At 60.5% G+C, this 23,800-nt stretch carries 15 protein-coding genes; 10 read left to right on the top strand and 5 right to left on the bottom strand.

What is annotated here, in order from left to right:
* Positions 1-96: 96 nt before the first annotated feature.
* Positions 97-2,127: a methyl-accepting chemotaxis protein gene (locus AB1J88_RS16610; RefSeq protein ID WP_430291486.1), complete on the top strand. Its 2,031-nt coding sequence runs from the start codon at positions 97-99 to the stop codon at positions 2,125-2,127.
* Positions 2,128-2,422: 295 nt separating this feature from the next.
* Positions 2,423-2,818, top strand: a complete 396-nt coding sequence (locus AB1J88_RS16605; RefSeq protein WP_047291192.1) for a hypothetical protein — start codon at positions 2,423-2,425, stop codon at positions 2,816-2,818.
* Between the two features lie 96 nt (positions 2,819-2,914).
* Here AB1J88_RS16605 and AB1J88_RS16600 read toward each other — a convergent pair whose 3' ends face one another.
* Both AB1J88_RS16600 and cra read right to left on the bottom strand, forming a co-directional pair.
* The gene (locus AB1J88_RS16600) at positions 2,915-3,691 is read right to left on the bottom strand and encodes a TatD family hydrolase (RefSeq protein WP_222016594.1); all 777 of its coding nucleotides are present in this window, start codon (positions 3,689-3,691) and stop codon (positions 2,915-2,917) included.
* A gap of 3 nt (positions 3,692-3,694) precedes the next feature.
* Complete coding sequence (gene cra, locus AB1J88_RS16595) at positions 3,695-4,690, bottom strand: catabolite repressor/activator (RefSeq protein WP_430291485.1); 996 nt, start codon at positions 4,688-4,690, stop codon at positions 3,695-3,697.
* A gap of 306 nt (positions 4,691-4,996) precedes the next feature.
* Here cra and ptsP point away from each other — a divergent pair, with 306 nt between their 5' ends.
* The 4 genes from ptsP to AB1J88_RS16575 all read left to right on the top strand — a co-directional run bounded on the left by ptsP (position 4,997) and on the right by AB1J88_RS16575 (position 12,228).
* Positions 4,997-7,858, top strand: coding sequence for a phosphoenolpyruvate--protein phosphotransferase (gene ptsP / locus AB1J88_RS16590; protein WP_430291484.1), 2,862 nt, complete (start codon positions 4,997-4,999; stop codon positions 7,856-7,858).
* Complete coding sequence (gene pfkB, locus AB1J88_RS16585; protein ID WP_430291483.1) at positions 7,858-8,799, top strand: 1-phosphofructokinase; 942 nt, start codon at positions 7,858-7,860, stop codon at positions 8,797-8,799. Before ptsP ends, pfkB begins: the two co-directional genes overlap by 1 nt.
* Before the next feature lie 11 nt (positions 8,800-8,810).
* Positions 8,811-10,544, top strand: a complete 1,734-nt coding sequence (locus tag AB1J88_RS16580) for a PTS fructose-like transporter subunit IIB (protein ID WP_430291482.1) — start codon at positions 8,811-8,813, stop codon at positions 10,542-10,544.
* A gap of 142 nt (positions 10,545-10,686) precedes the next feature.
* Positions 10,687-12,228, top strand: coding sequence for an alkaline phosphatase D family protein (locus AB1J88_RS16575; protein WP_430289973.1), 1,542 nt, complete (start codon positions 10,687-10,689; stop codon positions 12,226-12,228).
* Between the two features lie 129 nt (positions 12,229-12,357).
* Here the strand turns inward: AB1J88_RS16575 and AB1J88_RS16570 are convergent, their stop codons facing one another.
* Complete coding sequence (locus AB1J88_RS16570; protein ID WP_430289972.1) at positions 12,358-14,886, bottom strand: PepSY domain-containing protein; 2,529 nt, start codon at positions 14,884-14,886, stop codon at positions 12,358-12,360.
* Positions 14,887-15,121: 235 nt separating this feature from the next.
* A complete protein-coding gene (locus AB1J88_RS16565; protein WP_430291481.1) occupies positions 15,122-17,443 on the bottom strand; it encodes a TonB-dependent receptor in 2,322 nt (773 codons plus the stop codon).
* A 207-nt stretch (positions 17,444-17,650) separates the two neighbouring features.
* Between AB1J88_RS16565 and AB1J88_RS16560 the strand changes: the two genes are divergently transcribed.
* The 4 genes from AB1J88_RS16560 (at position 17,651) to AB1J88_RS16545 (ending at position 22,460) form a co-directional block, all read left to right on the top strand.
* Entirely contained in the window at positions 17,651-18,331 is a 681-nt protein-coding gene (locus AB1J88_RS16560) for a Fe2+-dependent dioxygenase (RefSeq protein ID WP_430289971.1), read from the top strand.
* A complete protein-coding gene (locus tag AB1J88_RS16555; RefSeq protein ID WP_430289970.1) occupies positions 18,328-19,083 on the top strand; it encodes a tetratricopeptide repeat protein in 756 nt (251 codons plus the stop codon). Before AB1J88_RS16560 ends, AB1J88_RS16555 begins: the two co-directional genes overlap by 4 nt.
* Before the next feature lie 232 nt (positions 19,084-19,315).
* Positions 19,316-21,535: an alpha-xenorhabdolysin family binary toxin subunit A gene (locus AB1J88_RS16550; protein ID WP_430289969.1), complete on the top strand. Its 2,220-nt coding sequence runs from the start codon at positions 19,316-19,318 to the stop codon at positions 21,533-21,535.
* Between the two features lie 46 nt (positions 21,536-21,581).
* Positions 21,582-22,460 carry a hypothetical protein gene (locus tag AB1J88_RS16545; protein ID WP_430289968.1) on the top strand — a complete coding sequence of 293 codons (879 nt, stop codon included), beginning with the start codon at positions 21,582-21,584 and terminating at the stop codon, positions 22,458-22,460.
* A gap of 44 nt (positions 22,461-22,504) precedes the next feature.
* Here AB1J88_RS16545 and AB1J88_RS16540 read toward each other — a convergent pair whose 3' ends face one another.
* Complete coding sequence (locus AB1J88_RS16540; protein WP_047291221.1) at positions 22,505-23,668, bottom strand: type III PLP-dependent enzyme; 1,164 nt, start codon at positions 23,666-23,668, stop codon at positions 22,505-22,507.
* Positions 23,669-23,800: the final 132 nt, after the last annotated feature.

Raw genomic sequence — 23,800 nt, 5'->3', positions numbered from 1 at the left:
CCGATTTGAGCTATACAGAGACAGCGCCCGATAGTGGCTATCTGCTTTCGTCCCGCGCCTGCCAATAAAAACAAGAAAAACCAAGGGAGACTTCCAGTGAAGAGCTTGCTCTATCCCGCCGTCTCGCTGATGAACCGTCTGAGCTTCGGCATGAAGTTCAGCCTGATCAGCGTGCTGTTCCTGGTGCCGATGCTGGTGACCAATTTCTATCTGGTGCGCGATTCCTACCGCGAATTCCAGGGCACCCGGGTCGAATTGCAGAGCCTCGATCTGCTGGGCAGCAGCCTGAGCCTGCGCCGGGATCTGGAAACGCTGAATAATCTGGTGCAGATCAACGTTGTCCTCGGGCAGTCCGGCAAGGCCGACAACCTCGAGGCGCAGATCAGCAGCCTGGAGCAAGCCGTGCTGGCGCGCTTGCAAGGTCTGCAGGCGATGACCGACGATCCCGAGCAGGTCAAACTGTTCGACGGCAAACGCGATGAAATGATCAGCGCGTTCAAGGCCCAACAGGTGGAAAGCTCCCTGCAAAGCAAAAGCGCAATGATCGGCAAGCTGCTCGGCAACGCGCAGATTTTCAGCCAGATCATCGCCAGTCAGGCCGGTTTGAGCCGTGACAACCAGAGCGACATCCGCCAGCTCAGCGAGTTGCTCACCAACATTACCCCGGGCGTCACCCAAACCCTCGGCGAAGGCCGGGCCATCGGCTCGTATTCGTTGGGGCAGGGCTTTCTCAACAGCTCGTCGAGTACCCGTTTCGACGAGTTGCTGGCGCAGATCGAAAAGCTCCAGGCCGAATACGCACTGAAATTGCAGGATGCCCTCGACTCCAGCAAAGCTGCGCGCGCCAGCCTCAGCGCGCCGTCCGACAGCAGCAAGACCTCGCTCAAACAGGCCAGCGAACTGTTTGAAGCGAAAGTCGTGGTGGCCGAGACCCTCGATACTCCGTGGCAGGCGTTTTACGACCAAGTCACCGGGCTGATGGCGCAGACCTACCAGCTCAATGACGCGACCCTGAAATTTCTCGATACCCAACTGCAGCAGCGCCTGGCGCAGAACCGCACGCACATGGTGTTGCAGGCGGTGGCGTTGTCGGTGGTGTTCGTGCTGATTTTCTATCTCTACGCGGGTTTCTACGCCTCGACCCGCACCACGCTCAAGCGTTTGGGCGCGATGATGGACAAGGTCGCGGCCGGTGACATGACGGTCAATTTCAAGGCCAGCAGCCGCGATGAACTCGGCGAGCTGGGTGAGGTGTTCAACGGCACCGTAAGGAAGATCCACGACCTGATCGAACGGGTCGGCCATACCGTGGCCGAGGTCGAGCGCCAGGCCGGGCAGGTGGAAAATGTCTCCGCGCAAAGCAATCAGGCGGTGGCCGGGCAGCGCACGCAGATCGAGCAAGTGGCGACCGCGATGAATCAGATGTCGGCGACCTCGCTGGAAGTTGCACGCAGCGCAGCGGCAGCCGTGAGCAGTGCGCACAGCGTCAACGATGAAACCGTCAGCGGCCGCACACTGGTGGAGTCGCAGCAGGGCAGCATTGCCGCGTTGGCCAGCGAGATCGACCAATCAGTGCTGGTGATCAATCAGTTGGCCAGCGACAGCCAGTCGATCAGCCGCGTGCTGGAAGTGATCAAGAGCATTGCCGAGCAGACCAATCTGCTGGCGCTTAACGCGGCCATCGAAGCGGCCCGTGCCGGCGAGCAGGGCCGTGGCTTCGCCGTGGTGGCAGATGAAGTGCGTACGTTGGCCAAACGCACTCAGCAATCGACCGAAGAAATCGAACAGATGATCGCCAAGCTGCATGGCGGCGTCGGCGCGGCGGTGAAAGCCATGGGCGTCAGCCATCAGATGGCCAACGGCACGGTCGGGCAGTCGGAAAAGGTCCAGCAGGCGTTGGAAAACATCCTGGGGGCGGTAGGCATGATCGTCGATCAGAATCAGCAGATCGCCGCTGCCGTGGAGCAGCAGACCGCCGTCGCGCATGACATCGACCAGAACATCGTCGAGATCAACCGCGCCGGTGAACGCACGGCCCAAGGTGCGCATCAGACCGAGGATGCCAGCCGGGCACTGTCGGCGCAGGTGGTGGAACTCAAACAGCTGATCAGCGCGTTCCGCGTCTGAATCCTGCCGCGCCCCCCTTGGCAGAAAACCTGTTGGGAGGGGATTCATCCCCGATGGGACGCGCAGCGTCCCCCCCATGCCTGTAAGTGATCAGGGACTGCTGCGCAGTCCATCGGGGATGAATCCCCTCACTACATGCTCATTCCAACAGGGGGAGCAGGGCAGATGTCAGAACATTTTGTAATGCATTGATACTTACGCTTGTAAGCCAATTCCTGTTTTCTTCCGACGGCTGGCTTTTCGTCATTAATGAGCCAGTATCCGAGTTCCGCTGATTGCGTCGAGGAGGCCGCTCATGTCCGTTGCAACCCTGGGAGTCCAGGGCCGTTGTGCTCATTGCCAGACCACGCAGTTACTCAAGCCATGGCAGCTCAACGCCATCGCAATCAACGAACCGTTCACTTGCGCGCACTGCCAGAAAACGCTGGAGTTGCGTTGCCCGAAACAGATCAAACGCTTCAAGTCCCTCGATTCGCTGGGATTGCTGCGCTTCAGCGCCTCGGTAACCGTGTGTACCGCGCTGCTGGTGGCGCTGGTCATGGAATGGATCGGGCTGCTCAGCGTGACTGAACAGTTGAATGCGTCACTGATCGTGCTTTTCGCGTACTTCGCGCTGCTGCGTTTTTTTCACCACCGTCAGCACATGACCCTGATCCTCGACGCAGCCAGAGCGCATGCGAACCGACTGTAGGAGCTGCCGAGTGAAACGAGGCTGCGATCTTTTGATCTTGTCTTGAGGGCGAGGAGCAAAAGATCGCAGCGTGCCGCAGCTCCTACAGAAGGCGTGTTACCAACCGAATACTTCGCAGCTGTTGGCAGTGCTGGCAGCGGCCAGTTGTTCCGGGCTGATGTTCATCAACTCGGCGAGCGCCGCACAGATCGCCGGCAAGTGTGCCGGTGTATTGCGTACGCCGGGAAACATCGCCGGGGCCATGTCTGGCGAGTCGGTCTCGAGCACGATCGAATCCAGTGGCAACTCCGCCAGCACGCGATGCATGCGCAACGCCTGCGGCCAGGTTGGCGCGCCGCCCAAACCCAATTTGAAACCGAGCTTGATGTATTCGCGTGCTTCTTCGCGGCTGCCGGCGAAGGCGTGGATGATCCCGGCGCGTTTGAGCTTGAAGCGCTTGAGCGTGGCGATTACGGCTGCGTGGCTGCGGCGGACGTGGATCAGCGCCGGCAAATCGAAGTCTGCCGCCAGTTGCAGTTGCGCGTCGAACAGCGCTTGCTGGCGTTCGCGGTCGAGGGTTTCGATGAAATAATCCAGACCGATCTCGCCCACCGCACACAGTTGCCGATGGCCGCGCAGCCGCGTCAGCCAGTCACCGAGTGCGCGCAGGTCTTCGGGTCGATGCTGATCGAGGTACACCGGATGCAGACCGAACGCTGCATACAAGTCGGCATCGCTCTGCACCAGATCCCACAGCCGTTGCCAATTGCCCTGATAAACCCCCAGCACCACCATCCGCCGCACGCCGAGAGCGCGGCTTTCGGCGAGCAACGCCGCGCGATCGGCGTCGAAGTCGGGGAAGTCGAGGTGGGTGTGGCTGTCGATCAGCTCCACGGCTCAGTCCCGGTGAATACGCTGCTTGAAGGTCCGCGCGATGGCCTGCACGCCAGGCTTGTATTCGGCTTGCTCAACCGCAGCCAACGCCAGCTCCAGCGCCTTGTCGGCGATCAACTGGTGCTGCTGGGCCATGGCGTTGACCGGCAATGGCAGAAAGTCCAGCAACTGCGTGTCACCGAAGGTGCCCAGGCGCAGCGGACGGGATTTGAGCGGGAAGTCATGCAGCGCATCGAACACGCCCTGCAGCAGCACGTAGGAGGTGGTCACCAGTGCATCCGGCAAATGCCCCAGACGTTGCAGGAGTTCTTCCATCAATTGCTTGCCGCATTCGCGGCTGAAGGACTCGGCGTGCTCGATCAGCACTTCGCCTTTGAAGTCGAGCAGTGCCTGCTTGAAGCCGGCCGCACGTTCCTGACTGATGCTCAGCTCCGGACGTGCGCCGAGCAGCACGATCTGTTTTGGCTGCGGGGCGAGCAGGCTCTGGGTCAGGTGCAGGCTGGCTTCGCGGTCGTCACTGATCACCGAGCAGAAGTGCTCGGGTTCCATGACCCGGTCGATGGCGATGATCGGCAGACCCTTGGCTTGCAACTGGCGATAGCTGTCGTCACCGGCCGGCAGGCAACTGGCGACGATCAGCGCATCGCAGCGGCGCGCCTTGAACAGTTGCAGCAACTGGCGCTCGCTGTCCGGCGCGTCGTCGGAGCTGGCGATCAGCAACTGATAACCCCGCGCCCGCGCGCCTTGCTCGAGCAGTTTGGCGATCCGCGCGTAACTGGGGTTTTCCAGATCCGGCAGAATAAAGCCCAACGTGCGCGTGTACCGACTGCGCAACCCGGCAGCTTGTGGATTGGGGGTGAAGCCGTGCTGTTCGACGACCGCACGCACCCGCTCGACCGTGGCGTTGCTGATGCGTTGCTGTTCGGCCTTGCCGTTGATGACGTAGCTGGCGGTGGTCACGGACACTCCGGCCAACCGCGCGATATCACTGAGTTTCAACCCGGTATTTCCTTGTTTTTTCGAGCTTGCCGCGACATTTTCGCCAATCCTACCCGATTCAGGCAGACGACTATTGTCGCAGCGCATCCGACAAGTTGGACTTCAAGGATGAGACATTATCGAGTAACGTGCCGATCAATCTAGATTAAACGTTTCAGCAAGCGTATTTTCTACGTTTTAGACGCCTTTGGCCGGTTCTGCCGTGAAACCGCCAAAACGGCCGCTGAAAAGCAGGCTGACCAGCGCCTAAGCTGTGACCATTCAAAACAATATCCTGGCGCATCCATGTGCCAAAAAGGAGATCGCATGCTCGAGCTCACTATAGAGCAGATATCCATGGGCCAATCGGCTGTGGATAAACCCGCCGCCCTGCAACTACTCGCCAATCATCTGGTGGCCGATGGCCTGGTCGCCGATGGCTACCTCGCCGGCTTGCAGGCCCGGGAAGCCCAGGGCTCGACCTTTCTCGGCCAGGGTATTGCCATCCCCCACGGTACGCCCGAGACCCGCGATCAGGTGTTCGCCACTGGCGTGCGGCTGATGCAGTTTCCCGAGGGCGTGGATTGGGGTGATGGCCAGATCGTGTATCTGGCGATCGGTATCGCTGCCAAATCCGACGAACACCTGCGCCTGCTGCAACTGCTGACCCGCGCCCTCGGCGAGACCGATCTGGGCCAGGCCCTGCGTCGCGCCAGTTCCCCGGAAGCGTTGCTGAAACTGCTGCAAGGTGCGCCGCAGGAACTGGCGCTGGATGCGCAGATGATCGGCCTCGGGGTGTCGGCTGACGACTTCGAAGAATTGGTCTGGCGTGGCGCGCGTCTGTTGCGCCAGGCCGATTGTGTGAGCAACGGGTTTGCCGGCGTGTTGCAGCAAGTCGAAGCGCTGCCGCTGGGCGATGGCCTCTGGTGGCTGCACAGCGAGCAAACCGTGAAGCGCCCGGGCCTGGCCTTCGTCACCCCGGACAAACCGATGCGTTACCTCGGCCAGCCACTGAGCGGTCTGTTCTGCCTGGCCAGTTTGGGCGAGGCGCATCAGGCGCTGCTCGAACGTCTGTGCGCGTTGTTGATTGAAGGTCGCGGCCATGAGCTGGGCCGTGCCACCAGCAGCCGCAAAGTCCTCGAAGTGCTCGGTGGCGAACTGCCCGCCGACTGGCCGAGCGCGCGTATTGCCCTGGCCAATGCCCACGGTCTGCATGCACGTCCGGCGAAGATCCTTGCGCAACTGGCGAAGAGTTTTGACGGCGAAATCCGTGTGCGCATCGTCGACAGCGCGGACAGCGCCGTGTCGGTGAAAAGCCTGAGCAAACTGCTGAGCCTCGGTGCGCGGCGTGGTCAGGTGCTGGAGTTGATCGCCGAGCCGAGCATCGCCGCCGATGCCTTGCCTGCATTGCTGGCCGCTATCGAAGAAGGCCTCGGTGAAGAAGTCGAACCGTTGCCGGCCGTGAGCCAGCAACGCGAAGTCATCACCGATATTGCCGAGGTGCTGATCGCCCCGGCGTCCGGCGCGCAGTTGCAGGCGATCCCTGCTGCACCGGGCATCGCCATTGGCCCAGCGCACATTCAGGTGCAACAGGCTATCGATTACCCGTTGCGCGGCGAGTCCGCCGCCATCGAGCGCGAGCGCCTCAAGCAAGCGTTGAGCGATGTGCGCAGTGACATCCAGGGCCTGATCGAACGCAGCAAGGCCAAGGCGATTCGCGAGATTTTCATCACTCACCAGGAAATGCTCGACGACCCGGAACTGACCGACGAAGTCGACACTCGCCTCAAGCAAGGCGAAAGCGCCGAAGCGGCGTGGATGGCGGTGATCGAAGCGGCAGCCAGACAACAGGAATCGCTGCAGGACGCGTTGCTCGCCGAGCGGGCGGCGGATCTGCGTGATATCGGTCGCCGGGTGCTGGCGCAACTCTGCGGCGTACAGACGCCGAACGAGCCGGAGCAACCGTACATTCTGGTGATGGACGAGGTCGGCCCGTCGGACGTCGCACGGCTGGATCCGGCGCGGGTAGCGGGGATTCTCACCGCGCGCGGCGGCGCCACGGCGCACAGTGCAATCGTCGCCCGTGCATTGGGGATTCCAGCGCTGGTCGGTGCGGGCGCAGCGGTGTTACTGCTGGAACCGGGCACGCCGCTGCTGCTGGACGGCCAGCGCGGTCGCCTGCACGTCGACGCCGATGCTGCGACCCTGCAACGTGCCGCCGAGGAACGCGACACCCGTGAGCAGCGCCTCAAGGCTGCCGCCGAACAACGGCATCAACCGGCGCACACCACTGACGGTCACGCCGTGGAAGTGTTCGCCAACATCGGTGAAAGCGCCGGGGTCAACGCTGCGGTCGAGCAGGGCGCCGAAGGCATTGGTCTGCTGCGCACCGAACTGATTTTCATGGCCCACCCGCAGGCGCCGGACGAAGCCACTCAAGAAGCCGAATACCGCCGCGTTCTCGATGGCCTCGCCGGGCGGCCGCTGGTGGTGCGCACCCTTGATGTCGGCGGTGACAAACCGCTGCCGTATTGGCCGATCGCCAAGGAAGAAAACCCGTTCCTCGGCGTGCGTGGCATTCGCCTGACGCTGCAGCGTCCGCAGGTCATGGAAGCGCAGTTGCGCGCCTTGCTGCGTTCGGCGGACAACCGGCCGTTGCGGATCATGTTCCCGATGGTCGGCAGCGTTGAAGAATGGCGTCAGGCCCGTGACATGACCGAACGCCTGCGCCTGGAAATCCCGGTCGCGGACTTGCAACTGGGGATCATGATCGAGGTGCCGTCCGCCGCGTTGCTGGCGCCGGTGCTGGCCAAGGAAGTCGACTTCTTCAGTGTCGGCACCAACGACCTCACGCAATACACCCTGGCCATTGACCGTGGTCATCCGACGCTATCGGCCCAGGCTGACGGCCTGCACCCGGCGGTGCTGCAACTGATCGACATCACCGTGCGCGCGGCGCATGCCCATGGCAAATGGGTCGGTGTGTGCGGCGAACTGGCGGCGGATCCGCTGGCGGTGCCGGTGCTGGTCGGCCTCGGTGTCGATGAGCTGAGCGTGTCCGGGCGCAGCATCGCCGAGGTCAAGGCGCGCATCCGCGAACTCAGCCTGAACCAGGCGCAAACCCTTGCTCAACAAGCCCTCACCGTGGGCAGCGCGAACGAAGTGCGTGCATTAGTGGAGGCCCTGTAATGGCCAAGATTCTCACCCTGACCCTCAATCCGGCGCTGGACCTCACGGTCGAGTTGCCACGCCTGGAGGCCGGTCAGGTCAACCGCAGCGACGAGATGCACACCCACGCCGCCGGCAAAGGCGTGAACGTCGCGCAAGTGCTGGCGGATCTCGGGCATCAACTGACGGTCAGCGGCTTTCTCGGCGAAGACAATCTGCAGGCCTTCGAAACCCTGTTTGCCAAGCGCGGTTTTGTCGACGCCTTCATCCGCGTGCCGGGGGAGACGCGCAGCAACATCAAGGTCGCCGAGCACGACGGGCGCATCACCGACATCAACGGTCCGGGGCCAGTGGTCGACGCGGCGGCTCAGCAAGCGTTGCTTGAGCGTCTGCTGCAGATCGCTCCGGGGCATGATGCGGTGGTGGTCGCCGGCAGTCTGCCGCGTGGCGTCAGTGCGCAGTGGTTGCGCGAGTTGATTGAACACCTGAACGGCCTCGGCCTGAAAGTCGCCCTCGACAGCAGCGGCGAAGCCTTGCGCGCTGCCATTGAAGCGCGCCCGTGGCTGATCAAACCGAACACCGAAGAACTCGCCGATGCGCTCGATTGCGATGTGGTCTCCCACGCCGCCGAAGCCCAGGCAGCGGCGTGCCTGCATGCCAAAGGCATCGAGCACGTGGTGATCTCCCACGGTGCCGACGGTGTGAACTGGTTCAGTGTCGGCTCGGCGCTGCATGCCACGCCGCCGAAGGTTACGGTCGCCAGCACGGTAGGGGCCGGCGATTCGCTGCTGGCCGGCATGCTCCACGGTCTGCTCAGTGCCGACACGCCCGAGCAGACCCTGCGCACGGCCACGGCGATTGCCGCGATGGCGGTGACCCAGATCGGTTTCGGCATCAACGATGCGGCGCAACTGGCGCGGCTCGAACAGGGCGTGCGCGTGCGTCCCCTGACAGAACAATAAGAGGGTTTGTCATGAAATTAGCCATTGTCACGGCCTGCCCGAACGGCATGGTCACCAGTGTGCTGTGCGCCCGTCTGCTCGACGCGGCGGCCCAGCGTCAGGGCTGGAGCACCAGCGTTGAAGTGGTCGATGCGGCGCATCCGGAACGTGAGTTGTCGGCCGCCACCATTGAGGCGGCGGAGTGGGTGTTGCTGGTCGCCACCGGTGACATCGACATGACGCGTTTTGTCGGCAAGCGCGTGTTCCGCATCGCCCCGGCGCAAGCGCTGCAAGATGTCGAAGCGGTGCTGCGTCGCGGTGCGCAAGAGGCTGGAGTTTATGTCGCCAGCGAAGCCGCCCCGCTTGCCGCTGCGCAACGTGCCCCGCGCATCGTCGCCATCACCGCGTGCCCGACCGGCGTCGCCCACACCTTCATGGCGGCCGAGGCGTTGCAGCAGACGGCCAAGCGTCTGGGCTATGAACTGCACGTCGAAACCCAGGGTTCGGTGGGCGCGAAAACCCCACTCAGCGCGACGGCGATTGCCGAGGCTGACGTGGTGTTGCTGGCGGCGGACATCGAAGTCGCCACCGAGCGTTTTGCCGGCAAGAAAATCTACCGCTGCGGCACCGGCATTGCCCTCAAACAGTCCGAAGCGACGCTGAAAAAAGCCCTCGCCGAAGCTCAGGTGGAGAACGCTGCGAGCGACGGCAAGGCGCCGGCCAAGCAAGAGAAAACCGGCGTTTACAAACACCTGCTGACCGGTGTTTCGTTCATGCTGCCGATGGTGGTGGCCGGTGGGTTGATGATCGCGCTGTCTTTCGTCTTCGGCATCACCGCGTTCAAGGAAGAAGGCACGCTGGCGGCAGCGCTGATGCAGATCGGCGGCGAGACCGCGTTCAAGCTGATGGTGCCGCTGCTCGCCGGGTACATTGCCTACTCGATCGCCGACCGCCCGGGCCTGGCGCCGGGGATGATTGGTGGTTTGCTTGCCAGCACGTTGGGCGCAGGGTTCATCGGCGGGATCGTCGCCGGTTTCATCGCTGGTTATGCGGCCAAGGCCATCAGTCGTTATGTGGCGTTGCCGCAGAGTCTGGAAGCGCTGAAACCGATTCTGATCATCCCGTTGTTCGCCAGCCTGTTCACCGGTCTGGTGATGATCTACGTGGTGGGTAAACCGGTCGCCGGGATGCTCGCGGCGCTGACGCATTTCCTCGACAGCATGGGCACCACCAACGCGATTTTGCTCGGCGTGTTGCTCGGCGGCATGATGTGTGTCGACCTCGGCGGACCGATCAACAAAGCCGCGTATGCGTTCTCGGTGGGGCTGCTGGCATCGCAGAGTTATGCGCCGATGGCCGCGACCATGGCTGCCGGCATGGTGCCGCCCATCGGGCTGGGCATCGCCACCTTCATCGCTCGCCGCAAGTTCGCCCAGACCGAGCGCGAGGCCGGTAAAGCGGCGCTGGTGCTGGGGCTGTGCTTTATCTCTGAAGGGGCAATTCCGTTTGCCGCCAAAGACCCGCTGCGGGTGATTCCGGCGAGCATCGCCGGCGGTGCATTGACCGGCGCGTTGTCGATGTACTTCGGCTGCAAACTGATGGCGCCGCATGGTGGCTTGTTTGTGCTGGCGATCCCCAATGCGATCAATCATGCGTTGTTGTATCTGCTGGCGATTGTTGCGGGGAGTGTGTTGACGGCGGTGGTTTACGCGGCGGTCAAACGCCCGGAAGCTGTTGAGTTGGCAATGGAGCCGGTAAAAGCTTAAAGGCAAAAGATCGCAGCCTGCGGCAGCTCCTACAGGGGATCGAGATTCTCTGTAGGAGCTGCCGCAGGCTGCGATCTTTTTGTGTGTCATCCCCAATTCATCATCCCGTGCTTAAGTTTTCCTTTTTTCAGGGAGAACACGCATGAGCGATTTCAACATTGGTCGCCGACGGGTCATGCAGGTTGTCGGTGCCGGGCTGCTGATGCCGGGGCTGGCGCCGGCAGTGATCGCGTCGGTCAAGGATCGGCCGCAACTCACCGACGGCGTGCAGTCCGGCGACCTGCAAGGCGACCGCGCGATGATCTGGAGCCGCAGCGACCGTCCGGCGCGGATGGTGGTCGAGTGGGACACCCGCAGCCAGTTTCGCCACCCGCGCCGTGTCGTCTCGCCACTGGCTGATGCGCGCACCGATTTCACCGCCCGGGTTGAGCTGACCGGGCTGCCCGCCGATCAGGCGATTTTCTATCGGGTGTATTTCAAGGACGCACAATCCGGCGTCGCCAGCGAGCCGTGGCTCGGCCATTTGCGCAGCGCACCGAAGGCGCGACGCAACATCCGTTTCGTCTGGAGTGGCGACACCGTCGGCCAGGGTTTCGGCATCAACCCGGACATCGGCGGCATGCGCATCTACGAATCCATGCGCCTGCGCCTGCCGGACTTCTTTATCCACAGCGGCGACACCATCTACGCCGACGGCCCGGTGCCGGCGCAAGTGACCACCGAAGGCGGGCGGATCTGGCGCAACCTCACCACCGAAGCCAAGAGCAAAGTGGCGCAGACCCTCGACGACTATCGCGGCAATTACCGCTACAACTTGATGGATGAAAACATCCGCCGCTTCAACGCCGAAGTACCGCAGATCTGGCAGTGGGACGACCACGAAGTGGTCAACAACTGGTCGCCGGGCAAGCAGCTCGACGAGCGTTATCAAGAGAAAGATATCCACACCCTGGTCGGCCGTGCGCGCAAGGCCTGGCTGGAATATTCGCCGATGCGTTTGCAGGCGACCGATGGCGGTGGGCGGATTTATCGCAAGCTCAGCTACGGGCCGATGCTCGACGTGTTCGTGCTCGACATGCGCAGCTATCGCGGGGCCAACGATGACAACCTTGGCGCGGCCAAACCGTTCCTCGGGCGCGAACAACTGGACTGGCTCAAGCGTGGCTTGAAGCACTCCAAAGCGCAGTGGAAGGTGATCGCCGCCGACATGCCGATCGGCCTCGGCGTGCCCGACGGCGAGGTCAGCCCGGGCGTCGCACGCTGGGAGGCGGTGGCCAACGGTGATCCCGGCCCGGCGCAAGGGCGTGAACTGGAAGTCGCCGAACTGCTCGGTTTTCTGCGGGCGCAGCACGTGCGCAATTTCGTGTTTCTGACCGCGGACGTGCATTACTGCGCGGCGCATCATTACCACCCGGATCGCGCGGCGTTTCAGGATTTCGAACCGTTCTGGGAATTTGTCGCCGGGCCGCTGAATGCCGGCAGTTTCGGGCCTAATCCGCTGGACAAGACCTTCGGGCCGGAAGTGGTGTTCCAGAAAGCACCACCGACGCAGAACGCTTCGCCGTTTGCCGGGTTTCAGTTCTTTGGCGAGGTGAATATCGAAGGGCAGAGTGGGGAGATGAGTGTGGTGTTGCGGGATTTGAATGGGGTAGCGGTGTTTGAGCAGAAGTTGCAGCCTGTCTGATTTCACAGGCACTGCAATTTCCTTGTGGGAGCGAGCTTGCTCGCGAAAGCGGTGGATCAGTTGACAATTAGGCCGGCTGGCACGACGCCTTCGCGAGCAAGCTCGCTCCCACATGGGGTATGAGTAGTGTCAGTACACGTCGCGGCGGTAGCGGCCCTGTTCGATAAGGCGTTCGACTTCGACGCTGCCGAGGATGTCGTTGAGTGCCTGATCGACGCCAGCGGCCATGCCCTGAAGGCTGCCGCAGATATAGATCACCGCACCGTCGGCCAGCCACTTCTTCAGCTCTTCAGCGGATTCGCGCAGGCGATCCTGGACGTAAATCTTCTGCGCCTGATCCCGTGAAAACGCCAGATCGAGTCGCGCCAGATCGCCATTGATCAACCACTCTTCCAGCTCCGCGCGGCAGAGGAAATCATGCTCGCGATTGCGCTCGCCGAACAGCAGCCAGTGACGCTGCTGACCGTCGGCGATGCGTGCCTTGAGCAGGCTGCGCAGCCCGGCGAGGCCGGTGCCGTTGCCCAGCAGAATCATCGGCACCGGTTGGTTCGGTAAGTGGAAGCCACTGTTGCGACGTACACGCAGGCTGATGCTGCCGCCGACCGGGGCATGCTCGGTCAGCCAACCGGAACCGATGCCCAGGCTGCCATCGCTGTGTTGCTCCTGGCGCACGATCAACTCCAGCACACCGTCAGCGGCAATCGAGGCAATCGAGTACTCGCGCATCGCCAGCGGCACCATTGCGTCCACCAGCGCTTGCGCATGCAGGCCGACCAGATGCGCGCGATGCTCGGGCAGTTGGCGCGAGGCGAGGGCGACTTCCAGCGGCTCTTCCAGGCCGTTGATCGTCACGCGGGTTTCGCCGCGAATGCCGAGGCCGTCGAGGAAATGTTCGACCGCCCACGCGCAATTGCGTGGCAGCACCTCTACCAGATCCCCGGCCAGCCAGCTGCTGGTACTCGGCGCCTTCAGGCCCAACAGGTAAACCGGCGCGCCGCTGCTGTCGGGATTCATCAGTTCGCGGCTGACCAGCGTCCAGTTGTCGTAGCTCGGCGCTTGCCAGGTGTCGACCGGCGCTTGCCCGGTGATCAGGCCGAGCTGCGTCTGCCAGTGACGCAGGGCGTACGGGTCGCCGCTGTCGACTTCGACCGGAGCGAACAGGGTCTTGCCGCCGTGATCGCCGAGCCACTGATGCAGGCGTCGGGCGAAGCCGCAGAAGTGTGGGTACTGGCGATCGCCGAGGCCCAGCACCGCATAGTTCAAGCCGTCGAAGCTGGCAGCGGTGCGCAGCACTTTGCGTTCGAAACCGCGTGCGCTGTCCGGTGCTTCGCCGTCGCCGAACGTGCTGACCACGAACAACGCATTGCTCGATTCACGCAGATCCTCGGCGCTGACGTCCGCCAGCGGCTGCACCTTCACCGGCAACCCGGCGGCCTGTAATTGCCCGGCGGTCTGCCATGCCAGTTGTTCGGCAAAACCACTCTGAGTGGCGAAACCCACCAGCCATGCCGGTGTATCTGCGTTCGGTGCCTGAAGACCTTTGCGTGCGTCCTGAATCTGTTTTTTCTTGCGCCGGCGGTCCAGATACAGCAGCCATCCGGTGATGAAAAACAGCGGCATGCACACGGCGGCGAGGGTGACGATGATCCGTCCGACGAGGCCGAAATAGCTGCCGACGTGCAGCGCGTAAATGCTGGTCAACAGCTGCGCCTTGAAGCTCTTGTCGGCGTAGCGGTCGACACGTTTGACCACGCCGGTGGCCGGATCGAGGGTGATCTGGTTCAGCGCGCGATCATGCGGCGAGCTGTCGAGCAGGTAGAACACGGTCGCCGGTTGCCCGGCCACTGGCGGCATGCGGATGTTGTAGGCCGACAGGCCCGGGCCGGCAGCGCTGTAGATGCTGCTCCACATCGCCGCGTAGTCGGCGGTGGGTGCCGGGCCTTCCGGCGTCGGGCCACGACCGCCGCGCATGCGCTCGTTTTGCGGCGCGTCGGAAAGCAGTCTGGTCAGGCCTTTGTTGTACCACTCGTACGACCAGGACAACCCGGTCAACGCCAGCAGCAGATACACCAGCAGACACCAGGTGCCGGCCACCGAGTGCAGATCCCAGTTGAAGCTGCGGCCCTTTTTCTGCCAGTCGAGGGTCAGCCACACGCGCCAGCTGTTCCACTGGCGCGGCCAGCGCAGGTACAGCCCGGAGAGGCAGAAGAACAGCAGGATCAGGGTGCAGGCGCCGGTGATGTTGCGCCCGGTATCGCCCATGGCGAGGAAGCGGTGCAGTTGCAGCATCAGACCGAAAAAGTCCTGGCCCACCGCGTCGCCCATGAACTCGCCGGTGTACGGATCGAAGTAGCGCATCTCGCCACGACGTTCGCCTTTGGGCGGGGTGAAGTAGACGCGTGCGGCGTTGCCGCTGTCGGTTTCGACCCAGAGCATGCCGACTTTCTTGCCGGAGTTCGCTTCGATGTGCTCCACCAACTCGACTGGAGGCAGGACGCCAGCGACCTGTTTTTCCACCTGCAACACCGACGGGTTCAGCGCCCGCAGGATTTCGTCCTGGAACGAATAGGCGGCACCGGTAATGCCCATCAGGGCCAGCACCAGCCCGGCAGTGATGCCGAAAAACCAGTGCAACTGGAACAGGGTTTTCTTCAACACGTCGCTCGCCTTGTCCGTTCGAAAATTGTCATCACGGCGCGCATTATGCCGTGGGTTGTCGAGAGCTTCTTTGATTACGCACAAAACCCCGTTCACATGAATGAACGGGGCCAAGCCTTGCGGCGCAGATCGTGTGGGAGCGAGCCTGCTCGCGAAGACGTCGTGTCAGTCAGCCTCTACTTGACTGACCCACCGCTTTCGCGAGCAGGCTCGCTCCCACAGGTTTCCACATCGGTCAGAAGTGGAAGTTGGTGCTCAACAGCGCCGTGCGGCCCGCCGCCTGATTGGCGAAGTGCGTCGAGAAGGCTTTGTCGTAGTAGACCTCGTTGGTCAGGTTCTGCACGTTGAGTTGCAGGTCGACGTTCTTGCTCAGCTTGTAGGCGGCCATCGCATCGTAACGGACATAGGAATCGACCATCGTCGTGTTGGCCACGCTGCCGTAGACGTCGTCGACGTAGAACGCGCCGCCACCGAGGGTCAGCTTCGGCGTGACCTGATAAGTGGTCCACAGGCTGGCGCTGTTTTGCGGCGTGTTGGGCAACTCGTTACCGTTGTTGGCCTTGTTGGCCGGCAGGTCACCACCGTCCACCTGTTCGCTGTCCATGTAGGCGTAACCGGCGAACACTTGCCACTTGTCGGTGATCTTGCCGCTGGCCGACAGCTCGATACCTTGCACGCGGGTCTTGCCGGCGTTTTCGTACGAGGTGGTGTCGACTTGTACGCGAGCGTTTTCTTTCTCGGTGCGGAAGAGGTCAGCGGTCAGCGACAGGCGATCGTTCAGCAGATCCCACTTGGTACCGATTTCGTAGTTCTTGGTGGTTTCCGGCTCCATGTCGCTCTTGAGCAGGTTGCCGTTGCGATCCGGGGTGCCGCCTAGGGGGTTGCCTTCCTGACCTTCACCGAGGGTGTTACCCGGTGGCGTCGCGGAGGTCGCGTAGGAGGCGTAGATGCTGCCGTTCGGTGCCGGTTTATAGACCACGCCGAACTGACCGGTGACGAATTCGCTGGTGTCATCACCTTTGGAGGTGGTGGTGCCGGCGTTGTTGTAGGTCTTGTAGTCGGTGTCGAAGTGGTCGTAACGCAGGCCCATGTTCACCAGCCACTGCTCGGACAACTCCAGGGTGTCGAACGCATACAGCGCGTAAGTGTTGGCCTTGGTGTCGGTGCCGGCGTAGTTGCGCGAGATCGCGCCGTTCCACGGATCGTTCGGGTTCGGATTCGACAGCGAGGTGCAGTTGTAGCCGCTCGATGCGCCAATCATCGACGGGGTGCAATTGGTGGTCGCGGCGCTGGTGCGCGGCGTGGTGTCAGTGTTGACGTTGTACGAGGACTTCTGGCCTTCCTCGCGGGTGTATTCGACACCGGTGGAGAAGCTGTTCTTGAAACCGGCGACGTAGAAATTGCCGAACAGGTCAGTCTGGTTGGTGGTGGTCTCGGTGTTGCTGACCCGCGTGTTGGCACGGCGCCAGACGCTGCCATTGTTGACGTTGCCCTTGCTGTCGTCCGGCTGAGTCAGGATGTAATCCTGCATGCTGGTGCCGTGGCGCAGGGTGTTCTTGATGGTCAGCGAATCGCTCAGGTCATGCTCGATGGCGAAAGTCGCGGTGTCGGTGCGGCCCTTGCGGAAGTCGCGATCCAGACCGTAGAAGTTGCTGTGATCGCCACCGGCATACGGCTTGTCCGGGTTGGACTTGGTACGTGCCGCCGAACCACCGGCCGGGATGGTGTAAGGAATGCCCGAGTCCGGGGTGTCGTTGCTTTCCAGATGGTAGTAGTCCAGGTTGACCCGGGTGTCGGTGCCCAGGCCAAACGCCAGGGACGGCGCGATGCCCCAACGGTCGTAGTCGACCTTGTCGCGACCGGCGACATTGCTCTCGTGGCTCATCAGGTTCAGGCGGCCGGCAGCGGTGTCGCTGAACTGGTAGTTGCCGTCCAGGGTGTAACGCTGGGTCTGGTCGGAGCCCCAGGTGAAACCACCGTCGAACGAGTTGCCCAAGTGTGCTTTTTTGCTCACCAGGTTGATGCTGCCACCGGCCGCGCCGCGACCGCCGATGGCCGAGTTCGGGCCCTTGCTGACTTCAATGTTTTCCACGGCAAAGATTTCGCGACTCTGCGAACCGGTGTCGCGCACGCCGTCGAGGTAGGTGTCGCCCTGGGCATCGAAACCACGAATGAACGGACGATCGCCCTGCGGGTTGCCGCCTTCACCGGCACCGAAGGTGATGCCCGGCACGGTGCGCAGCGCGTCCTGCATGTTCAGGGCGCCGGTGTCTTTGAGCACTTGTTGCGGGATGACGGTGACCGAACGCGGGGTATCGACCAGCGGCGCGGTGTACTTGGGCGAGGAGGCTTTTTCGACCTGGTAGGACGTCGAGTCCTGCGCTTCGCCGGTGATGGCGGTAGCGTCCAGAGCGATGGCATTGCCGGAGGCTTTGCTGTCGGTCTTTTCTGCGGCGAAGACCATGTGGCCAGCGGAACCGGCGGTGATGGCGACACCAATGGCCGAAGCGAGCAAACGTGGTGAACTGACCGGCAATTGTGCGTGTTGACGTGACATTTTTATTCCCCTCCCCAAGGATTTGAGGTCGCGGAATATAGGGTAAACGGGTATTCGTATCAATTGCGAAACATTGTTATTCGCGACGAATTTACATTCTTTACAATTTAACCTTACGGTTTTTACCGATTCATCCGTCATGCGGGTTTTACACGGCCAATAAGAATCAATACCATTGGCACCCCTTTACCATCAGGTACGATCGCCATGCTGCTGCACATCCCCGGCCTGTTTGCCAAAGAAGAAGTGCAGCGCATCCGCGAGGCGCTGGAGCAGGCGGATTGGGCCGATGGCAAGATCACCGCCGGCTATCAGTCGGCCAAGGCCAAGCACAATCTGCAACTGCCGGAAGGCCATCCGCTGGCCAAGGAAATCGGCGCAGCGATGCTCGAGCGGCTGTGGAAAAATCCGCAGTTCATGTCCGCTGCGCTGCCGCACAAAGTATTCCCGCCGTTACTCAACTGCTACACGGCGGGTGGCAGTTTCGACTTTCACATCGACAACGCCGTGCGTCAGGCCAAAGGCAGCATCGAGCGGGTGCGCACCGATCTGTCGGCCACGCTGTTTTTCAGTGAACCCGAGGATTACGACGGCGGCGAACTGGAAATCCAGGACACCTTCGGCACGCAACGGGTGAAACTGCCCGCCGGCGATATGGTGCTGTACCCCGGCACCAGCCTGCACAAGGTCAATGCCGTCACCCGCGGCGCGCGTTACGCGTCGTTCTTCTGGACGCAGAGTCTGGTGCGCGAAGACAGCCAGCGCGCCTTGCTGTTCGAGATGGACGGGGCGATCCAGCAGCTCACTCAGGACTTGCCTGATCACCCGTCGCTGATTCGCCTGACCGGCACCTATCACAACCTGCTGCGGCGCTGGGTCGAGGTATGAGTTTTCAACTGCGGCGCGAGGAGGTGCTCGACGTTGCGCAGCTCAGCGCGATGCTCGAAGAAAGTCCGGCGCGTGCGGCGCAGGCGATTCTGCTCGCCGCCGGCCAGGGCATTGTTGAAGCGCAGGCGCTGCTCGGGCAGATCCTGCTCGATGGTCGCGGTATCGCTCAGGATGCGCCATTGGCGCTGCGCTGGTTTGGCATCGCTGCCGGGCAGGGTCACCTGATGGCGCGCAACATGCTCGGTCGCTGCCATGAGCATGGTTGGGGCTGTGTGGCGGATGCTGCGGTTGCCGCGCGGCATTATCGGATCGCTGCGCAAAACGGGTTGGACTGGGCGATGTACAACCTGGCCAATCTGCACGCTACCGGGCGTGGGACGACGGAGAATCACGCGCAAGCCCTGGCGTTTTATCGTCAGGCTGCCGAATCTGGGCATGCCAAATCGATGAATCTGCTGGGCCGGTATCTGGAGGACGGACACCACTGCCCGCAAGATGTGCCGATGGCGCGCCACTGGTATCGCCTTGCCGCCGAGGGCGGAGATTTTCGCGGGCAGTTCAGTCACGCTGCAATGCTTGCCGATGAGGGCCGGATCGAGGAGGCCCTTGGGTGGTTGCGCAAGGCGCTGGACGCGGGCAATGCTAATTTTCTGCGAGTCGCCAGTGTTTCCTTGTTGAATGCACAGCATCCGGAAGTGCGTGCGATGGCCGACGCATATAGTTTGCGTTTGGCGGAACTGGATAATCGTTGATTACTTGTTTTGCAACTGCCTGGTGTCATGTATTTGAACTTGCTGCTATCGATTAAACATCGTAGTGAATGTCTATTTGTCTTGAATACTAATATTTAAGAGCTTGTTGGTTGTCGTCTTGTTGTCTTAGTGTTGTTTTGCGGTGACGGCGATTGAGTGGGGTAAGCCATTTGATGAAGTCGTATTTCAAAATAACGCTAATTAAATATCCGAAGGCGACAAGGAGTCTCTTATGGAATTCAAAATGGACAGCAAGATCGTCGAGGCTGCCGCAAAGGCACCTCGAATGTTTGTAGATGCTTCGCTGGGCGAAGGTGAAGAATACAATCGGGAAACCGGTATTCAATTAACCAAAGAACAGATTGTCAGCCTGCGCAAGTATGAAGTTCTCGGGCTGTCGCTTCCGGTTCGGATCGAGGATGTCAGGAGCTATCTGAACTACGGTGCCGGGGATGTGGGGGGTGTTGGTCTCAAGGCGGTGGACTTTCTACGGACATTCACCCGCACCTACGACCATGCGAAACGCTGGTCCCCGCTGCGTGAAAAAATCATGCTGACCGGGACCGACCTGAAGATTTTTGCCGGCAGCATCATTCGCACAGGTGAAGGCATCGTAGAGATTTACGAAGACCTGAAAGCGTCCAGATATCTGGACGAATACGATATCAAGACGCCTCAAGAGTATCTGGAGCTCAAGCGCAGGATTCCAAATCTCCCCGATCTGGAGTTGCCTTCCGGTGATGTTCCGGAAATCAAGGAGTATCTCAAAAGCATGATGGCCAAAGTCATGCAGTGCCATGCGAAAGCCGAGGAGGTGAGATCCGAACTCGACAGCTTTGGCACCGATATGCGCGAGTCTGTGCTGCCGGAGATCAAGCTGCGACTGGAGTTCGTGTCTCGCAATACCTATCAGGCAGACATTCAGGCTCTTCAGGGCGAGATCGACCAGCGCTCGAAAGAAATCGATGTACTGAACAAGCAATATGATCAACTGGTTCAGGAAGCGATTGCCGCGGCAGCGACACTGAATATCGGTGGTCTGATTCTCGGTATCTATCAGGGCGTCAAAGCTGAAAAGATCCGCAAGGAACGAAACAGGCTGAAGGCGGAGCAACAGGCTTCCAACCAGCTGATGGCCAGCAAAAACCAGACGCTGAGTTCCCTGAACAAAGTGCGCGACGATTTGCAGAATCTGAGTTATGTAGCGATCGAGGCCGAAGTCGCTACGCAAAACCTGATGCTGGTATGGAGTGCGCTAAGTACATATATCAATGCATCTGTAAAAGAAGTTGATCTGATTCACGAAGCAACTTCCCTGAGAAAATTCAAGAACCAGATTCTCGCGATCATTGACCCATGGCAACAGATCAAGACGAATTCCGATCAGCTGTTGGGCGTCTTCGCTGCGGCAGATAAAGAGTACGCAAGCAGTTCCATGATGTTCAGGAGTAAGGTACTGATGTTTTCCCAACACAATCTTCCAACCCATTCGGAGTTCGATATCGCCGCTTTGCGCAATCACGCGGCGTCTGTTCAGGCAAGCGATACCACTGCGCGAATGCTGGGGGAACAGTTCAACTACCTTCCGAACACCGTTCGCACAATGAGTGACCTGACGGCGGTTATCCAGGAAGCTACTTTTGAACTTCGTAATCAGGCCCAGAAAACCTGGATTTATCTGGATAGCACACAGAATAAACTCAGGGCTTCTCAGAAGGATCTTCTCGAATACCCGGAAGATGCGGATGAAATTCATATGGAGATGGAAAGCAGACTCAAAGACGTATCAAGGAAAGTCTGCGAGTACGCGGACGATTTACAGGTGACGCACAACGGTATGAGTACCGCTTATGACCGGTCGGCTTCGGCGCAATGGATTGTCACGCTGCAGCAGGATCGGGCCTTCAGCGCAACGCTGAAAGTCAAATCCGAAGAGAAACTCGTCGATCTGGAAACACAGATGAAATCGGTATCCGAAGCGATTGACCTGATCGCCAAGGCCGGGGTGGAAAAGATCGGACAGGAAGCCCGGTTAACGCTGGATAACCTGAAAGCGCTGGGTCTGGCACCACCGCAGGTTCAGGTTGCACTGTTCGCCATTGATACTCTGAAAAAAATGATCTCGGGTATCGGGGAGGCCATTTCCTATCTGAACATGCTGGCGGCTTATAACCAGCTCAAGGAGAAGGCAGGTGATCTGAGGGCGCAGTTGAAGAAGCACACCAAGGACATTGAGCTGATTGATGGAAAGATTCTGCTGGTGCAAGTGCTCGACCAGTTGGACGAGGAGCGTTGGAGCTACGTGAATGAGTTCTCGAATCTGGTGACCCGGTTCAAGTCCTTCGCAGACGACTTCAAACAAGACAAGTCGCAGGCGGTCGAGCAACGCACGGTTGCCACAATCGCCGCGATTTCCGAGCTCCGGCAGTTTCTGAAAACCATTCAGCAGTAAGGGGGGCAAGGCGGTGAACGGTGTGTTCACCGCCTTATAAACGGTCATGAATACACTTGCCCATGAGTTTCAAGCAGCACAGCGGCGGACGTTGGACCGCTACACTTACTTTCTTGGTTCTCTTCATTCCACCTTCAACAACATTCCCTGGGTCTTTGAGCGCCGCAGGGCCAGCGGTCATCAACTGACGGTTCTGGTCAGCGATTCGCGTTTGATCAACGCCAGTTTCAATGCGCGCTACCTGCAGGAGTTCTGGGAGCGTAGTGCAGACACTCGGCGCCTGTGCACAACGTACGTGGCGGACCTTGCCAGATTCACCACTGAAACGCTGGAAATCGCCAGAAATACTTCAAGGAACCAGCCCCTCAGCGAGGTGGATTTCAAGTTGTACAGCTTGTCCAGGTCGCCGACCTGGAAGTTGTTTCCTGCAACGGATGTGTCGGACCTGGTTCACGAATTGGCGCTTCGGTTCAACGCTTTGAGTGCGCAAGTGCGCCAACTGAAATACACCAGCGCTGAGGTGCATACCGAGTCGTTCGGCCTCAAGTCGATGTTTTTCAAGGCGATGGAACATCAATCGTGCAAGTGCCATACACAGCCGACAGTGATCGATGAGTTATTTCGCGAAGCGCGCACGACGCCGGTTTGGGACGTGACTTATTCTTCAGCAGATCCAAAAGTCAGGGCCGCAGAATACAAAACCGATATCGCTGCGTTGTTTAACGCATCGGCTTCTGTGATTTCGCAAATGAGCTTCTTTCTTGAGGAAACGTGTCTGCGTATCGATACGGCGTTCCGTGAGTTATTGAAAGCGGAGCGCGCATCGAAGCTCGGAGAGTTGAATTTTCAGTTGGCCGCCACGAGGGAGGGCGCCGACGAGTTCATGGCGATGATCGATCACCTCGAGACCTGGCTGCGCAAATAAAAAAGGCCCATGCACAAGCATGGGCCTTTCGGTTAAAGCATCACTTACACGTAGAACGATTTCAGCGGCGGGAAGCCATTGAATTCGACGGCGCTGTAACTGGTGGTGTAGGCACCGGTCGACAGCCAGTACAGACGATCACCGATCGCCAGGTTCAGTGGCAGGCCGTACTTGTAGTTCTCGTACATGATGTCGGCGCTGTCGCACGTTGGACCGGCGATCACCACTTCTTCCATCTCGCCTTTCTTCTCGGTCCAGATCGGGAACTTGATCGCTTCGTCCATGGTTTCGATCAGCCCGGAGAACTTGCCCACATCGGTGTAGACCCAACGCTCGACGGCGGTGCGCGATTTGCGTGCGACCAGTACCACTTCGCTGACCAGAATGCCGGCGTTGGCGATCAGCGAACGGCCCGGTTCCAGAATGATTTCCGGCAGGTCATCACCGAAGTCTTCTTTCAGGAAACGGATGATCTCTTCGGCGTAGGTTTCCAGGCTGTTGGTACGGGTGATGTAGTTGGCCGGGAAGCCACCGCCCATGTTGATCAGCTTCAAGTGGATACCGTCTTCTTCTTTCAGGCGCTCGAAGATCACTTTGACCTTGGCGATCGCTGCGTCCCAGACGCTGATGTCGCGCTGCTGCGAACCGACGTGGAACGAGATGCCGTAAGGCACCAGACCGAGGTCGCGAGCGAGGATCAGCAGGTCCATGGCCATGTCGGTCTGGCAGCCGAATTTGCGCGACAGCGGCCAGTCGGCAGTGGTCGAGCCTTCGGTGAGGATGCGCACATAGACTTTCGAACCCGGCGCGGCTTTGGCGATGTTGCGCAGGTCGGCTTCGGAGTCGGTGGCGTACAGACGCACGCCCTTCTCGAAGAAGTAGCGGATGTCCTTGGACTTCTTGATGGTGTTGCCGTAGCTGATCTGATCCGGGCTGACGCCACGGCTCAGGACTTTGTCCAGCTCATAGATGGAGGCGATATCAAAGCTCGAGCCTTTCTCTTTGAGCAGGTCGATGATCTCGACAGCCGGGTTGGCCTTGACCGCGTAGTAGACCTTGGCGAATTCGAAACCGGCGCGCAGGTCATCGTAGGCCTGGGCGATCATCGCGGTGTCGATCACCACGAACGGGGTTTCCTGTTTGTCGGCGAACGCCTTCATTTTCTGAAAGGTTTCGCGCGCGAAATAGTCTTCGACCTGGATCGACATGCTGGAGTGCTCCTATGGGCAAACGGGTAAAAACATGGGTGTAAATGAACGTCCTCCGTATCCCCACTTTGGTTCGCCTACTTCCCAAGGCATGTCGCCGAAAGCAAAAAGGCCACGGGCGTAACTGCCCTT

It is taken from the genome of Pseudomonas sp. S8, from assembly GCF_050473925.1.
In the GTDB taxonomy this organism is placed as follows: Bacteria; Pseudomonadota; Gammaproteobacteria; order Pseudomonadales; family Pseudomonadaceae; genus Aquipseudomonas; species Aquipseudomonas parakoreensis.
This window is presented reverse-complemented; position numbering and strand designations above follow the sequence as displayed.

Excerpts from the sequence above, each read along its gene's own strand:
- AB1J88_RS16550 (WP_430289969.1), top strand. The coding sequence starts at position 19,316 with ATGGAATTCAAAATGGACAGCAAGATCGTCGAGGCTGCCGCAAAGGCA.
- AB1J88_RS16540 (WP_047291221.1), bottom strand. The coding sequence starts at position 23,668 with ATGTCGATCCAGGTCGAAGACTATTTCGCGCGCGAAACCTTTCAGAAA.
- AB1J88_RS16565 (WP_430291481.1), bottom strand. The coding sequence starts at position 17,443 with ATGTCACGTCAACACGCACAATTGCCGGTCAGTTCACCACGTTTGCTC.
- ptsP (WP_430291484.1), top strand. The coding sequence starts at position 4,997 with ATGCTCGAGCTCACTATAGAGCAGATATCCATGGGCCAATCGGCTGTG.
- AB1J88_RS16580 (WP_430291482.1), top strand. The coding sequence starts at position 8,811 with ATGAAATTAGCCATTGTCACGGCCTGCCCGAACGGCATGGTCACCAGT.
- AB1J88_RS16545 (WP_430289968.1), top strand. The coding sequence starts at position 21,582 with ATGAATACACTTGCCCATGAGTTTCAAGCAGCACAGCGGCGGACGTTG.
- AB1J88_RS16575 (WP_430289973.1), top strand. The coding sequence starts at position 10,687 with ATGAGCGATTTCAACATTGGTCGCCGACGGGTCATGCAGGTTGTCGGT.
- AB1J88_RS16560 (WP_430289971.1), top strand. The coding sequence starts at position 17,651 with ATGCTGCTGCACATCCCCGGCCTGTTTGCCAAAGAAGAAGTGCAGCGC.
- AB1J88_RS16555 (WP_430289970.1), top strand. The coding sequence starts at position 18,328 with ATGAGTTTTCAACTGCGGCGCGAGGAGGTGCTCGACGTTGCGCAGCTC.
- pfkB (WP_430291483.1), top strand. The coding sequence starts at position 7,858 with ATGGCCAAGATTCTCACCCTGACCCTCAATCCGGCGCTGGACCTCACG.
- AB1J88_RS16605 (WP_047291192.1), top strand. The coding sequence starts at position 2,423 with ATGTCCGTTGCAACCCTGGGAGTCCAGGGCCGTTGTGCTCATTGCCAG.